Source organism: Leucobacter sp. wl10 (assembly GCF_003569785.1).
Classification (GTDB): domain Bacteria; phylum Actinomycetota; class Actinomycetes; order Actinomycetales; family Microbacteriaceae; genus Leucobacter.
The window spans coordinates 379,640-393,437 of record NZ_KZ983987.1 but is presented as its reverse complement, the minus strand read 5'-3'; the positions used below and the strand labels follow the sequence as shown (position 1 = coordinate 393,437).

Here is a 13,798-nt window from a genome sequence, read left to right as displayed (position 1 = left end):
CTGGTCAGCGCCCCGCCACGTCGAGGGCGGCGGGCAGGGTGAACGCGCCGTCGTAGAGCGCCTTGCCCACGATCGCGCCCTCGACGCCGAGCGGCACGATCTCCCGCAGAGCGGCCAGGTCGTCGAGGCTCGACACGCCGCCCGACGCGACGACGGGCCGGGTCGTGCGGGCGCACACGCCCCTGAGCAGCTCGATGTTGGGGCCCCGCAGCGTGCCGTCCTTCGTCACATCGGTGACCACGTAGCGCGGGCAGTTCGCGTCCTCGAGGCGCTCGAGCACCTCCCAGATGTTGCCGCCCTCCTCGGTCCACCCGCGGGCGGCGAGGGTTTCGCCGCGCACGTCCAGGCCGACGGCGATCTGCTCGCCGTAGCGGGCGATCACCGCTCGGGTCCACTCGGGGTTCTCGAGCGCCGCCGTGCCGAGATTGACTCGGCGGGCGCCCATCTCGAGAGCGGCCTCGAGGCTCGCGTCGTCGCGGATGCCTCCGGAGAACTCGATGTTCACGTCTCCGGCGCGCTTGACGATCTTGCGCGCCACCGCGACGTTGCTGCCCCTGCCGAAGGCCGCGTCGAGGTCGACGAGGTGGATCCACTCGGCGCCCTGCGCGATCCAGTCGAGCGCGGCGTCCACCGGACTGCCGTAGCTGGTCTCGGTGCCCGCCTCGCCCTGGGTGAGGCGAACGGCTTTGCCGTCGACCATGTCGATGGCCGGCAGCAGCTGCAGTTTGGGGCCGTGCGCGAGCTCGCTCATGAGGGAATGTCTCCTTGGTGGGGTCGGAGGTTCAGAGTGCGGAGATCCAGTTGCGCAGCAGCTGGATGCCCGCGTCGCCCGATTTCTCGGGGTGGAACTGGGTGGCGCTCAGCGGGCCGTTCTCGACGGCGGCGACGAAGCGCTCGCCGTGCTCGGCCCAGGTGACGAGGGGGCGAGCGGCCCCCGGTGCGATGGCGGCGGCACCCGAGCGGAAGCGCTCCGCGTCTGCGTCCGATCGGCCGCCGCGCCCCTCGAGCGTCCACTTGGTGGCGGCGTAGCTGTGCACGAAGTAGAAGCGCTCGTCGGCTATGCCGCGGAAGAGCAGCGACCCCTCCGGCGCCTCGACGGTGTTCCAGCCCATGTGCGGCAGCACGGGGGCGCGAAGCTCGCGCACCGTGCCGGGCCACTGGCCGAGCCCCGCGGTCTCGACGCCGCGCTCCACGCCGCGCTCGAACATCACCTGCTCGCCGACGCAGATGCCGAGTACGGGGCGCCCGCCCGCGAGCCGGCGATCGATCAGCTCGTCGCCGCGCACCGCGCGCAGCTGCCGCATCACGGCGTCGAAGGCTCCCACGCCGGGCACGAGCAGTCCGTCGGCCGCGGCGACGGCCTCAGGATCCCGCGTCAGATCGACCTCGGCGCCCGCCTGCGCCAGCGCCTTCACGGCGGAGTGCACGTTGCCCGACCCGTAGTCGAGCACCGCGACGCGGGGCTTGGCCCGCCCGGCACCGTCGAGAGCGACGACCCGCTTCGCGGTCACAGCGCTCCCTTGGTCGAGGGCACGCCCGCGACGAGCGGATCCTTCGCCTTCGCCCGGCGGAACGCGCGCGCGAACGCCTTGAACTCGGCCTCGGCGATGTGGTGCGGATCCCGGCCCTCGATGAGCCTGAGGTGCACGGTGAGGCGCGCGTTGAGCGTGAGCGCCTCGAAGAAGTGCCGCACCATGGAGCCGGTGAAGTGCCCGCCGATGAGGTGGAACTCGTAGCCCGCGGGCTCGCCGGAGTGCACGAGGTACGGCCGGCCGGAGACGTCGACGACGGCCTGCGCGAGCGCCTCGTCGAGCGGCACGAGCGCGTCGCCGTACCGGGAGATGCCGCTCTTGTCGCCGAGCGCCTCGAGAATCGCCTGGCCCAGCAGGATCCCCGTGTCCTCGACCGTGTGGTGCACGTCGATGTGGACGTCGCCCCGGGCGCGCACCGTGAGGTCGGTGAGCGAGTGCCGCGCGAACGCCGTGAGCATGTGATCGAAGAAGGGCACCCCGGTGTCGATGTCGGAGGCGCCCGTGCCGTCGAGATCGAGGCTCAGGCCGATCTGCGACTCGCTCGTGGCGCGTTCGAGCGAGGCGGTGCGTGCGGAAGCGGTCATGTGCTCGATTCTACCGGGGTGAGCGCCGCGATCGCCTCGACGACGGCGGTCGTCTCCGCCTCCGTTCCCGCGGTGATGCGCAGGTGGCCGGGGATCCCGAGGTTGCGCACGAGGATGCCCTGCGCGCGCAGGGCCTCGAACACGGCGGCGGGGTCGGCGAAGCCTCCGACCAGCAGGAAATTCGCGCCCGAGGGGTGCACCTCGTATCCCAGCCCCGCGAGCGCCTCGGCGAGGCGATCCCGCTGGGCCCGGATGTCTGCGACCGTGGCGAGCATCGTCTCCGAGTGCCGGATCGCGGCCGTCGCCGCCGCCTGGGTGAGCGCCGAGAGGTGGTACGGCAGCCGCACGAGGCGCAGGGCGTCGATCACGGCGGGATCGGCCGCGAGGTATCCGAGGCGCACGCCGGCGAAGGCGAAGGCCTTGCTCATCGTGCGCGACACCAGCAGGCGGTGGCGCCCGGCGAGCAGCGCCACGGCGCTCTCGCGCTCGGCGTCGAACTCCTGGTAGGCCTCGTCGACGATGAGGATGCCGTCGAAGGCGTCGTAGGCGGCGAGGACCGCCTCGCGGTCGAGCGGCGTGCCGGTCGGGTTGTTGGGACCGCACAGGATCGCGACGTCGGGCCGGTGCTCGCGCAGCGCGGCCACGACGAGCTCCGGCGTGAGCGCGTAGTCGTCGGGGCGGGGCACCTCGATCCACCCGGTGTCCGTGCCCGACGCGAGCAGCGGGTACATCGAGTAGGTGGGGGTGAAGCTCAGCAGCGAGCGCCCCGGGCCCCCGAAGGCCTGCAGCACCTGCTGCAGCACCTCGTTCGATCCGTTGGCGGCCCAGAGCTGCTCGGGCGCGAGCCCGTGGCCGAGGTAGCCGGCGAGCGCGGCGCGCAGTTCGGCGAAATCGCGGTCGGGGTACCGGTTGGCGCCCCGCACCGCGCGCTCGAGCGAGTCGACGATGTCCGCGACCACGCTCTCGGGGATCGGGTGCGTGTTCTCGTTGACGTTGAGACGCACCGGCACGACATCCTGAGGAGCCCCGTACGGCCGTTTGCCGACGAGGTTCGCGCGGAGGGGCAGATCGCTCAGGGTGGTCACCAGGACAGTCTATTGCGATACTGAGACCGTGAAGAGTCAGCCGCTGCGCGTCCGCCTGATCAACGACTACCAGCTCGTCCTCGAGGGGCTCCGGGCCATGCTGGAGCCCTTCTCGGAGCGCGTGCGCGTCGTCGAGATCGACGTGGACGACTCCGCTGATCGCCAGGTCGATCTCACGCTCTACGACACCTTCGGCCAGGCCCAGGCCGACCAGGACGAGATCGACAGGGTCATCGCCGATCCCACGGCCGGCGCGATCGTGGTGTACTCGTGGAACACGCAGGGGACCCTCGTCGACAAGGCGCTCGACAAGGGGTGCCGAGGGTACCTCGAGAAGTCGCTGAGCGCCGCCGAGCTCGTCGACAACCTCGAGCGGATCGGCGGAGGGGAGATCATCGCCCCGAGGGTTCGGAGTCGCCCCGCCGATGAGCCTGAGCCGCACTCGGGCGCGTGGCCGGGACAGCGGGAGGGCCTCAGCGCACGCGAAGCGGAGGTGATCGCGCTGATCACGCAGGGCCTCACCAACCCGGAGATCGCCGATCGCAGCTACATCACGCTCAACTCGCTCAAGTCCTACATCCGTTCGGCGTACCGCAAGATGGGCGTCGAGCGCCGCTCCCAGGCCGTGCGCTGGGGCATCGAGCACGGCATGCTGCTCCCGAAATCCGAGTGATTCTAGGGCAGACGCACTCCGAAAAGTACACCCCTCGGGGTGGGGGGCTCCATTGCTACAGTCGGCTTCGGCAGGGCCGACCCTGTCCGGTCCACTCGGTTCGGCGCGCGGGCGAGGAGGAGCGCGCGGCGCCCCTCTCGAGTTCGCGCTGCTCCTCATCAAAAGGCGCGTGCTTGGGAACTCTCATCTACGGGAAGACGCGGGGGTTCGAGTTCGAGGACCGAACGCTCGAGCACGTGCGCTTCGTGGTCTCCGCGAAGCTCCGCAGGAAGGAGTCGTTCTTTCTCACGTGGGCGCCGTCCGGCCCCGGCGCCACCGGCTCGGTCTCGCTCTGGATCTCGCCGGACATCCCGATCTCCTTCCGCCTCCCGGAGACCGGCCGGGCACCCCTGTCGAAGGAGTGGATCGAGGCCATGCTGAAGATGTCCCACACCAACCGGGGGCTGGTGGTCATCCCGGAGCGCGCAGCAGGCGGGGGCGGCGTCCGCTAGCGGCCCCGCTCGTCGACGGCGCGTCCGCTCCCCGCGTGCCTGAGGCGGGCGGCGTCCGCAACGACTACGATGAGGCCGTGACCCCGCTCGACGTGCTGGCCCTCATCGGAGAGATCGTCTCCTGGATCGGCTTCGGTGCGGGCGTACCGCTTCTCCTGTCGGGCTGGACGCTCCGCTTCTCCGACGGCACGTGGGAACCCGTCGAGATCGCGGTCGTGCGCGCGGGCGATGCGCTTCGGGCCCGGTGGTTCGCGGGCGGCGACTTCCGGGAGCGCCGTCTCCGGCGGGGCGAGGCGCACCTCGGCGAGGGCTGGCATCGAGGGTACGCGAGCAGCCGCCGGCCGGATCGCCTCCGGTTCGTCGAGCCGCCGGCGACCGCAAGGGTCTGCCTCGCGGCGGGCTGGGCGCTGATGGCGGCCGGGCTGATCGGTCTCGTCGCGTCGTGGATTCCGGCGTTCCTCTGACCCCGCCGGATCCGCGCGGGCACAGCCCCCGCTCAGCGGTCTCGCCGTAAGGTGAATCATGCTCCCGGTGGCCGACGTGGTGATCGTGATCCTGCTGCTCGTCGCCGCGGGAGCGGGCTTCCGCGCCGGCCTGTTCTCCGCGCTCGGGATGATCTGCGGCCTCATCGCGGCGGCCGCGGTCTCTCCCTGGGCGCTGCCGTTGATCGCCCGGCAGATCCCCGAGGGCGGGTGGCGCAGCGTCGCCGTGATCGGCTCGGCGCTCCTGCTGCTCGCCGTCGGAGCCGCGATCGGCTCGAGCATCGGATCGCTGTTGCGCCGCGGCGCGGATCGCATGCGCCTGCGCCCGCTCGAACGGTTGCTCGGCGGCGCGCTCGGTCTCCTGGCCGCCGTCACCTCGGTGTCGCTCATCGGGGCGGGCGTCGCCTCTTCCGGCATTCCGGGAATCTCCTCCGCGGCGGCGTCCTCCTCGGTGCTGCGGATCATCGATCGCTTCACCCCCGATCCCCTGGTGGCCGCGATGGCGCGACTCCACTCGGCGGTGCTCGGCGACACCGTGCTGCCCACGGTCGACGGCCTCATCGCCGAGAACGCCGTCACCGCGTCGCCCGATCCGTCGGAGGTCGACACGGGCGACCCGGCCCTCGCCGCCGCCGCAGAGTCCGTGGCCCGGGTCTCCGGCATCGCCTACGGGTGCGGCACGGTTCCCACCGGCACCGGCTTCGTCGCCGCGGAGGATCGCATCGTCACGAACGCCCACGTGGTCGCCGGGATCGAGACCCCGCTCGTCGAGCTGCCGGGAGAACCGGCCCGTGACGGCAGGATCGTGTACTTCGACCCGGTCGACGACCTCGCCGTCATCGCCGCCGACGTCGAGGCCCCGGCCCTGCCGATCGCCGACTCGCTGGCGCCCGGCAGCAGCGGAGCGGTGCAGGGCTACCCGTACGGCGGCCCCTTCCGCACCGTGCCGGCGGGCGTCCTGTCGACCGGCACCTCGGAGATCGCCGACATCTACGGGGGCGCTGCCGCTCCGCGTGCCGTGTACCGGCTCGCGGCCGCGGTGCAGCCCGGCAACTCGGGCGGCCCGCTGCTCACGGAGTCAGGTGCGGTCGCGGGGGTCGTGTTCGCCCGCGACGCCGCGCGCGCCGACATCGGGTACGCCATGACGGTCGGCGAGCTGCTGCCCGTGCTCGCGACCCTCGACGCGAACGCGGAGGCCGTCTCGTCGGGGCCCTGCATCGGGTGAGCCGGTAGCATGCCCGGCGTGGGACACCTCGAGCAGCGGCGCGGCACCGGCCGCGCGCACGCCCCGTTCGCGCGTCTCCCCGCCCCGCACGGCGTGACGCTCGCGTGGGCGGCGGTCCCGGCTCGCTCGGCGCCCCCCGCGACCCTCCGAACGGCCGCTGAGCCGGCGGGGCGCGATCGCGGCGACGGCTCGAGAGCGCGGGAGCGCCGCGCGGTGTCGCGCGCCCTGCTCCGGACGCTGCTCGAGGAGCGGATCGGCCCGGCCTTCGCGCTGCAGCAGCAATGCGGCGCCTGCGGCAGCTCGGCGCACGGTCCGCTGCGGGTCGTCGGGGCGGTGCGCGGCGTCGAGGTTCCGCTGGTGAGCGTCAGCTACGCGCACCCGGTCCCTTCCGGCGACGGGTTCCCCGGCGCCGCGGCCGCTGAGGACGGGATCGCGGTGGTCGGGATCGCACCGCCCGGCGCCACCGCCTTCGGGGTCGACGCCGAGCTGGACACCGACGGCGCGCGGCGCGCGGTCGCCGAGGCGCTCGGCACGGCAACGGGGATCCGGGAGTGGACCCGGCTCGAGGCCGTCTCGAAGGCGCGCGGCTCGGGGCTGCCGGGCGCCGGTCCCGACTCCGCGGCGGAGACCGGTCCGGAACAGCGGATCTTCGACCTCGAGTTCCCCGCGCTCTCCGCCACGGCGGTGCTCAGCGTCGCACTGACCCCCGCTCGACGCGCACCGGGCCGCCGCTAGGCACCGGGAGGCAGGACGGGCAGCTCGGGAAGCCCGGGCGCCTCGAGCCACGCCGTCCACAGCGCGTCGAGCGGCGAGGGGCTCAGCCCCTCGGCGAGGGAGACGAACTCCGCGGGGAGGACGAGCCGGTGCCGCCGGGACACCGCCCAGTCGTGCAGCAGCACCCGGAAGGCCGTCGGGCCCATCGTGCGGCGCAGCGCCTCGAGCAGCAACGCGCCCCGCTTGTAGACCCGGTCGTCGAACATATCGGCCGGACCGGGGTCGGCGAGCAGCAGGTCCTGCGGCAAGCGACGCAGTTCCGCGTGATGGGTCTCGGCGAGCGACGCGATGGACGGGCCGCCGGACGCCTCGGACCAGATCCACTCCGCGTAGCAGGCGAAACCCTCGTTCAACCAGATGTCTCGCCACCGGGCGATCCCGACGCTGTTGCCGAACCACTGGTGGGCGAGCTCGTGCGCGATGAGCCGCTGCTCCGAGGCCGCCGTGTGGTTGATGCCGAACGTGGCCATGCCCTGGGCCTCGAGGGGGATCTCGAGCTTCTCGGGCGCCACCACGATCGTGAGATCCTCTTGGGGGTAGGGCCCGAACCAGTCCTCGTAGACCCGCATCATGCGCGGCACCGGTGCGAACGCCGCACGCACGAGCCTCGCCTGCCCGGGCGAGGTGACGAGACGACCGCGCGCATCCCGGCCGAAATCGTACGCCGCGTACTCGCCCACGTGGAGCGCGACGAGATAGCTCGGCGTGGGCACCCCGATCGAGAACGACCGGACGCGGCGGCCGCCTCGCGTGCGCACGGCGCCGGGCGCGCCCGTGGCAGCGGCGAAGAACCCGGCGTCGGTGGCGATGTCGATCTCGTAGCTCGCACGATCGTCGAGGCGATCGTTGCACGGGTACCAGGTGGGCGCGCCGGTGGGCTGCGACGCGACGAGGGAGCCGTTCTCGAGCTCCTCCCAGCCGATGCGCCCCCAGCGGGAGCGCCGGGGCCCCGGCCGACCGGCGTAGTCGATCGCGAGTTCGAGGCGCTCCCCCGCGACGAGCTCGCGTCCGAACCGCAGCCGGAGCCCGTGCGAGTCGTGCTTGACCTGCGCGTGGACGCGCCCGTCCACGCGCACTTTCGACGCGCGCAGGCCGACGAGGTCGAGTCGCAACTCCCTCGTGGGCTCGAGCACGCGGGCGTCCAGTCTCGCGCGCCCCGCCAGCCGGTTGACGCGGGGCCTGTAGTCGAGGTCGAGCCGGTAGCGTTCGACGGCGTACCGGGGGTCGCCGCTGCGGGGAGTGTAGGAATCCACCGCGCGGCTCACCTCGTCGACTGGTATGCGCGCACCTTGACCGCCCGCCACGGGCCGATGGGGTTGCCGCTCCAGCGCGACCCGACCGGCACGCTCTCACCGCGCATGACGAGCGAAGCGGGGCCCACGGTCGCGTGCGCGCCGATGGTCGCGGCGGGCAGGATCACGCTGTGCGGGCCGAGCGTGGCCCCGGCCTCGAGTTCGACGGCATCCATGCTCATGATTCGATCATGGAACAGGTGCGTCTGCACGACGCAACCCCGATTCACGGTGGATCCGTCGCCGAGGGTGACGAGGTCGGGCTCGGGAAGCCAGTAGGACTCGCACCAGACGCCGTGCCCGATCTTCGCCCCGAGGGATCTCAGCCAGACGGCCAGCGCGGGCGTTCCCGAGGCGGATCGCGCGAACCAGGGCGCGGCGAGCATCTCGGTGAAAGTGTCGCTCACCTCGGTCCGCCACACGAAGCTCGACCACAGCGGCTGCTCGCCGGCCCGGATCGGTCCCACGATCACCCACTTCGCGATACTCGTCACGGCCGCCGCGACCGCGCCGGCGGCGAGCATCACGATCCCCGAGAGCAGGAGCGTCCAGAGAGGCCCCACGATCCCCCACAGCCACGCGAAGGTCAGCAGCACCGCGACCCCGAGCGCGCAGGTCGCGAGCACCGGGACGATGCGGCACAGCTCCCACAGGGCCCGGGCCACCCGCAGCCCCGCGCGCGGGTGGTAGGTGCGCTCGTCCTCCCCGCCCTGCTCGACCCGGCGCAGTCTCGCCGGGGGCGAGCCGAGCCACGAGGATCCGGCCTTCGCCTTCTGCGGCGCGACCGAGAGCACGGCCACGAGCGAGTGCTTCGGCACCCGGTTGCCGGGTCCCGCCATCCCCGAATTGCCGAGGAACGCCCGCTTGCCGATGCGCACGCGGGCGATGCGCAACCAGCCGCGGTGCAGCTCGTAGGAGGCCACCATGGTGTCGTCGGCGAGGAATGCGCCGTCGTCGATCCTCGTCATCTTGGGCAGCAGCAGCACGGTCGAGGCCTCGACGTTCCGGCCGACGCGCGCCCCGAGCAGTCTGAGCCATACGGGGGTGAACAGGCTCGAGTAGAGCGGGAAGAGGAAGGTGCGGGTCGCGTCGAGCAGCCGCTCGGTGGTCCACACCTGCCAGCCGACACGGCTGTGAACGGGGAAGGTGCCCTCCCGGAGCCCCGCCGAGAGCAGCCGCACGAGCACGACGACCGCGCCGGCGTAGACGAGGCCGGCGGAGAGCACCGCCGGCACCAGCCAGGCGAGCGCCCCGAGGAACGCCCGCGCGGGGTCTTCGGCGTCGCGGATCCCGAGCGCGACGATCGCGCCGCCCGCTGCGAACGCGACGAAGGGCAGCAGCGCAAGCCCGACCGAGGACACGCCGTAGGCGAGCAGCCACACCGCGCGTTGCCGGGGCGCCTCCTCGGGCCAGTCCGGGGCGCCGCCGCGCTGCGCGCCCGCGGCTCCGACGCGCACCGCCGGCGACCCCGCCCAGCGCTGCCGCGCTTTCACCCGGCCGAACACCGCCGAACCGGGCGCGATCTCGGCGCCGTCGTCGATGCGCGTTCCGGGCGCGAGCGTGCTGCGAGCGCCCACCGTGACGTCGTCGCCGATGCGCACGGCGCCCACCCGCAGCAGGTCGCCGTCGATCCAGTAGCCGGTCAGGTCGACCTCGGGCTCGACGGCGCTGCGTCGGCCGAGTTCGAGCATGCCGGTGATGGGCGGCAGCGTGTGGAGGCTGACGCCGCCGCCGATCTTCGCCCCCAGCGCGCGGGCGTAGAGCGTCACCCAGGGCGCGCCTGCGAGACCCACCGCATCGATCTGGGCGGCGAACTGCTCGGCGAGCCACAGCCGCATGTGCGTGACGCCGCCGCGGGGATAGTCCCCGGGCCGGAGCCCGCGCAGCAGCAGGCGCGCCACGAGCGCGGCGCCGCCCATGCGTCCGAACGGCGTCGAGACGAGGAGGATCGCGATGAGCAGACTCCACCACGGCACCGAGGGGAGCACCGCGAACGCTGCCGGATCGGCGGCGCGCAGGATCGTCCCGGCCGTGAGCAGGTACACGAGCCAGCGCACCCCGCTCGCGACGAACAGCGGCACGCCCGCCAGGGTCTGCGCCCACTGCGTGCGCCTCGGGGTGGGGCTCGGCTGGTGAAAGCTGGCGGGATCCTGCGCCGAGTCGGTCGCGACGACCGCCTTCGCCATGGCAGCGAGGCGGGGGACATCGTAGATGTCGGCGACGGTGAACTCGGGCACCCGGGCGCGGATGCGCGAGACAAGCTGAGCCGCCGCGAGAGAACCGCCGCCGAGGTCGAAGAAGTCGGCCGCGGCGTCCGGCACCGGAACGCCCAGCACGGCCTGCCACTGATCGGCCAGCCAGCGCTCGGCATCGGTGCGCAACCCGTTGCTGCCCCCGCCCATCGGCTCCGCCGACCCGGATGCTCCGGCGGGCAGCGGCCACGGCAGGGCAGCGCGGTCGACCTTGCCGGAGGTGCGCACCGGCAGCGCATCGACCACGGCCAGCAGCGGCATCACGCCGGCCGGGAGTCGCGCTGCGAGGTGCTCGCGAGCGAGGGCGCGGTCGATCCGATCGGCGTCGCTGCGCGCCCCCTCCTCGCCGTCTCCTCCCTCCACGACGAGATAGCCGACGAGCACGGGCACCCCCGCTCCGCTCTCGCGCACCGCGGCCGCGGCCGCCGTGACGCCCGGCAGTTCCTGCAGCGCGTTCTCGACCTCTCCGAGCTCGATCCGGCGTCCGCCCACCTTCACCTGATCGTCGGCGCGGCCGAGGAAGACGAGTCCCGTCGTCTCATAGCGCACCAGATCGCCCGAGCGGTACGCCCGGCTCCAGCCGAGAGTCGGCATGGGGGCGTACTTCTCGGCGTCCTTGGACGGATCGAGATAGCGGGCCAGGCCGACACCGCCGATGATCAGCTCCCCCTGCTCGCCCGGCCCCACCCGGCGACCCTGCGGGTCGACCACCGCGAGGTCCCAGCCGTCGAGCGGCAGGCCGATGCTGATGGGGCTCGCACCGTCGAGGCGGCACCCGCAGGACACGACCGTCGCCTCCGTGGGACCGTAGGTGTTCCACACCTCGCGGCCGTCCTCGACGAGGCGCGCCGCGAGCTCCGGGGGGCAGGCCTCGCCGCCGAAGATGAGCAGGCGGACGTTCTCGATAGCTTCAGCCGGCCACATGGCGGCGAGCGTGGGCACGGTCGAGACCACGGTGATCCCCTGGCGCACCAACCACTGGGCGAGATCCTCACCGGACCTCACCAGCGCCCGCGGCGCCGGCACCAGGCAGGCGCCATGGCGCCACGCGAGCCACATCTCCTCGCACGACGCGTCGAACGCGACCGAGAGCCCGGCGAGCACGCGATCCCCCGGCGAAAGCGGATCGTCGCGCAGGAAGAGCTTTGCCTCGGCGTCGACGAAGGCAGCGGCGGAGCGGTGCGTCACCGCGACCCCCTTGGGCACGCCCGTCGACCCCGAGGTGAAGATGATCCACGCGTCGTCACCGGGACCCGGCTCCTGCGCGTCGGCGACCGCGCGATCGCCGCTCGTGCGAGCCGGGGCCGGCTCGTCATCCACGGCGTCCCGCGGCGCGTACCCGCCGTTGCCCATGATCCCTCGTACGCGGGCCTCCCCGAACACGAGGCGCGCGCGCTCGTTGGTGTCGTCGGCGTCGACGGGTACGTAGGCCGCACCCGCGCGGATGATCGCGAGGATGGCGATATACAGACGCTGCGACCCCGAATCGATGCGCACCCCCACCCGGTCGCCTCGGCGCACGCCGGCCTCGCGCAGTTCTGCGGCCCCGGCCTCCACTGCCGCGAGAAGCTCGGTGTAGCTGAGCGCCCCCGAGCCGTCGTCGATGGCGGAGGCGTCGGGGTGCCTCGCCGCGGTCGCTCGGAGAATATCGATGAGCGTGCGCTCGGGGGCGGCGCTCGAGCCTCGGGTGAGGGGAGTCTGGTCGTGCGCGGGAGTCTGGTCGTGCGCGGGAGCACCCGCCTGCGAGGGCTCGCGAAGAGAGGGAGGCGGCGCTGGGGCTGGGACTGGGACTGCGGCGTCCTGCGGCCCGGTGCCGGGCGCGCGGTCACTCGACGGCGTCGTATTCAATTGCGGTGGTGCTCTTTCGAGAGGCGGGTCAGGATCCCTTCGAATATCTCATCGCGAAACCGCCGACCGACCTGAGAAACGCAGAGTTCTTCACGCGTGCACGAGCTGTTCACCTCAGTCGCGGCGGCACGACAGGCCTCGCACACCGCAGAAAGCGCCCCGGCCACTCCCTCCCGATCACGCTCTCACGGGCCCCTAGATGCCCAACTGATCCTCCGGTACCGTGACCGGGCTCTCGGCATAGCGCATCGGCACCGCGAGGGGCTGACCGGCAACGACGCCGGAGTCGTCGAGCTGATTGAGCTGCACGATCTCAGCGACCAGATCACGGGGATCGGCCGAGGGATCGAGCTGGGTGGCCACTTCCCACAGCGAGGAGCCGGGCTGCACCACCACGTACTGGAACTGCTGGCTGCTCCCGGAATCGGAGGCGATCGCCCGGGGCGCCCCGATCGCTGCGAGGAACGCGAGGAGGCCCGCGACGAGCACCGTCGCCACCCCGCCGAACACCACCCGTCCCCGACGGGTCAATCGCAGCCTGCGGGCCCCCGCGACGGAAGCATCCGAAACCGCGGCGCCCTCGCCCGTTCGGGGGGCCAGAGTCATCTGTGCGCTCATGAGTGGTGTCCCTTCTCCTCCATGCCGCCGGCTGCGCCGCGCGAACACGTGTTTCGAATATATATTCGATGCATCGAAACCACAAGCCCCGGATTCGAACACATGTTCCGCTTTTTTCCGCGACACTCGAACGTGTGTTTGCCCGTGTTCGAACTCAGCGGCTAAAGTTTCGAGCAACGGGATCACTGAATCAGCAACCACCGACATTCATGGATTCCGCTCCCCGAACCGCGACGAGAAAGGACGGCGATGAGCAATGCAGCCGCGCAACCTTCCGCGAAGCCCCTGAGCGAGAAGCAACGGGCGATCCTGGAATACATCGCACGCTCCGTCGAGAGCCGCGGCTATCCGCCGAGCATGCGCGAGATCGGCGACGCCGTCGGGCTCTCCTCGCTCTCCAGCGTCACCCACCAGCTCAGCCGGCTCGAGCTCGCGGGGTGCATCAGACGCGATCCGAACCGCCCGCGTGCACTCGAGCTCCTCGTCGAGCTCGCCGAGACCAGCGGCGCGATCTCCGACTCCCCCGCGCAGCAGCCGGAGGAGGCCGCCTACGTACCGCTCGTCGGTCAGATCGCCGCGGGCGTACCCATCACCGCCGACCAGCAGGTCGAGGAGATCGTGCCCCTCCCCCGGCAGCTGGTCGGCGACGGTCAGCTCTTCATGCTGCGCGTGGTGGGCGAATCGATGATCGACGCCGCCATCTGCGACGGCGACTTCGTGGTGGTGCGCCAGCAGCGCGAGGCCGAGAACGGCGACATCGTCGCCGCGATGCTCGACGGCGAGGCCACGGTCAAGGTCTTCCGTCGTCGCGACGGCCACACCTGGCTGCTTCCCCGCAACAGCGCCTTCGAGCCGATCCTCGGCGATCACGCCGAGGTGCTCGGGCGCGTCGTCGCGGTGCTCCGCTCGGTCTGAGGGCCCCGGAGCCCCGCTTCGCCTTCG

At 72.3% G+C, this 13,798-nt stretch carries 13 protein-coding genes; 6 read left to right on the top strand and 7 right to left on the bottom strand.

What is annotated here, in order from left to right:
* Positions 1 to 4 precede the first annotated feature (4 nt).
* From priA to D1J51_RS01825, 4 genes are read right to left on the bottom strand one after another with little or no spacing between them, the layout of a single operon-like run.
* Positions 5 to 751: a bifunctional 1-(5-phosphoribosyl)-5-((5-phosphoribosylamino)methylideneamino)imidazole-4-carboxamide isomerase/phosphoribosylanthranilate isomerase PriA gene (gene priA, locus D1J51_RS01840; RefSeq protein ID WP_119073448.1), complete on the bottom strand. Its 747-nt coding sequence runs from the start codon at positions 749 to 751 to the stop codon at positions 5 to 7.
* Positions 752 to 782: 31 nt separating this feature from the next.
* A complete protein-coding gene (hisH, locus tag D1J51_RS01835; RefSeq protein WP_119073447.1) occupies positions 783 to 1,511 on the bottom strand; it encodes an imidazole glycerol phosphate synthase subunit HisH in 729 nt (242 codons plus the stop codon).
* Positions 1,508 to 2,116, bottom strand: coding sequence for an imidazoleglycerol-phosphate dehydratase HisB (gene hisB, locus D1J51_RS01830; RefSeq protein WP_119073446.1), 609 nt, complete (start codon positions 2,114 to 2,116; stop codon positions 1,508 to 1,510). Before hisB ends, hisH begins: the two co-directional genes overlap by 4 nt.
* The gene (locus tag D1J51_RS01825) at positions 2,113 to 3,201 is read right to left on the bottom strand and encodes a histidinol-phosphate transaminase (protein ID WP_119073445.1); all 1,089 of its coding nucleotides are present in this window, start codon (positions 3,199 to 3,201) and stop codon (positions 2,113 to 2,115) included. The genes hisB and D1J51_RS01825 overlap by 4 nt, the downstream gene beginning before the upstream one ends.
* 28 nt (positions 3,202 to 3,229) lie before the next feature.
* Between D1J51_RS01825 and D1J51_RS01820 the strand changes: the two genes are divergently transcribed.
* The 5 genes from D1J51_RS01820 to D1J51_RS01800 all read left to right on the top strand — a co-directional run bounded on the left by D1J51_RS01820 (position 3,230) and on the right by D1J51_RS01800 (position 6,807).
* Entirely contained in the window at positions 3,230 to 3,874 is a 645-nt protein-coding gene (locus D1J51_RS01820) for a response regulator transcription factor (protein ID WP_240422761.1), read from the top strand.
* Positions 3,875 to 4,047: 173 nt separating this feature from the next.
* Complete coding sequence (locus D1J51_RS01815; protein ID WP_119073444.1) at positions 4,048 to 4,365, top strand: DUF7882 family protein; 318 nt, start codon at positions 4,048 to 4,050, stop codon at positions 4,363 to 4,365.
* 35 nt (positions 4,366 to 4,400) lie between these two features.
* Complete coding sequence (locus D1J51_RS01810) at positions 4,401 to 4,829, top strand: hypothetical protein (RefSeq protein WP_119073443.1); 429 nt, start codon at positions 4,401 to 4,403, stop codon at positions 4,827 to 4,829.
* Positions 4,830 to 4,887: 58 nt separating this feature from the next.
* Positions 4,888 to 6,072 carry a MarP family serine protease gene (locus tag D1J51_RS01805; protein ID WP_119073442.1) on the top strand — a complete coding sequence of 395 codons (1,185 nt, stop codon included), beginning with the start codon at positions 4,888 to 4,890 and terminating at the stop codon, positions 6,070 to 6,072.
* An 18-nt stretch (positions 6,073 to 6,090) separates the two neighbouring features.
* Positions 6,091 to 6,807 carry a hypothetical protein gene (locus tag D1J51_RS01800; protein ID WP_162903609.1) on the top strand — a complete coding sequence of 239 codons (717 nt, stop codon included), beginning with the start codon at positions 6,091 to 6,093 and terminating at the stop codon, positions 6,805 to 6,807.
* On the opposite strand, the gene D1J51_RS01795 is transcribed toward D1J51_RS01800, so the two are convergent.
* The 3 genes from D1J51_RS01795 to D1J51_RS01785 form a co-directional block, all read right to left on the bottom strand.
* Positions 6,804 to 8,099 carry a M1 family metallopeptidase gene (locus D1J51_RS01795; RefSeq protein ID WP_240422759.1) on the bottom strand — a complete coding sequence of 432 codons (1,296 nt, stop codon included), beginning with the start codon at positions 8,097 to 8,099 and terminating at the stop codon, positions 6,804 to 6,806. The two genes, D1J51_RS01800 and D1J51_RS01795, sit on opposite strands and share 4 nt — an antisense overlap.
* Before the next feature lie 8 nt (positions 8,100 to 8,107).
* Entirely contained in the window at positions 8,108 to 12,043 is a 3,936-nt protein-coding gene (locus tag D1J51_RS01790; protein WP_119073561.1) for a Pls/PosA family non-ribosomal peptide synthetase, read from the bottom strand.
* A 390-nt stretch (positions 12,044 to 12,433) separates the two neighbouring features.
* Positions 12,434 to 12,856, bottom strand: a complete 423-nt coding sequence (locus D1J51_RS01785) for a LysM peptidoglycan-binding domain-containing protein (RefSeq protein ID WP_240422757.1) — start codon at positions 12,854 to 12,856, stop codon at positions 12,434 to 12,436.
* Positions 12,857 to 13,105: 249 nt separating this feature from the next.
* On the opposite strand from D1J51_RS01785, the gene lexA reads away from it, so the two are divergent.
* Entirely contained in the window at positions 13,106 to 13,771 is a 666-nt protein-coding gene (lexA, locus tag D1J51_RS01780; RefSeq protein WP_119073439.1) for a transcriptional repressor LexA, read from the top strand.
* Positions 13,772 to 13,798 lie beyond the last annotated feature (27 nt).

What these genes read in the sequence shown, in the direction of transcription:
- priA (WP_119073448.1), bottom strand. Translation starts at nt 751, where the DNA reads ATGAGCGAGCTCGCGCACGGCCCCAAACTGCAGCTGCTGCCGGCCATC.
- hisB (WP_119073446.1), bottom strand. Translation starts at nt 2,116, where the DNA reads ATGACCGCTTCCGCACGCACCGCCTCGCTCGAACGCGCCACGAGCGAG.
- D1J51_RS01805 (WP_119073442.1), top strand. Translation starts at nt 4,888, where the DNA reads ATGCTCCCGGTGGCCGACGTGGTGATCGTGATCCTGCTGCTCGTCGCC.
- D1J51_RS01785 (WP_240422757.1), bottom strand. Translation starts at nt 12,856, where the DNA reads ATGAGCGCACAGATGACTCTGGCCCCCCGAACGGGCGAGGGCGCCGCG.
- lexA (WP_119073439.1), top strand. Translation starts at nt 13,106, where the DNA reads ATGAGCAATGCAGCCGCGCAACCTTCCGCGAAGCCCCTGAGCGAGAAG.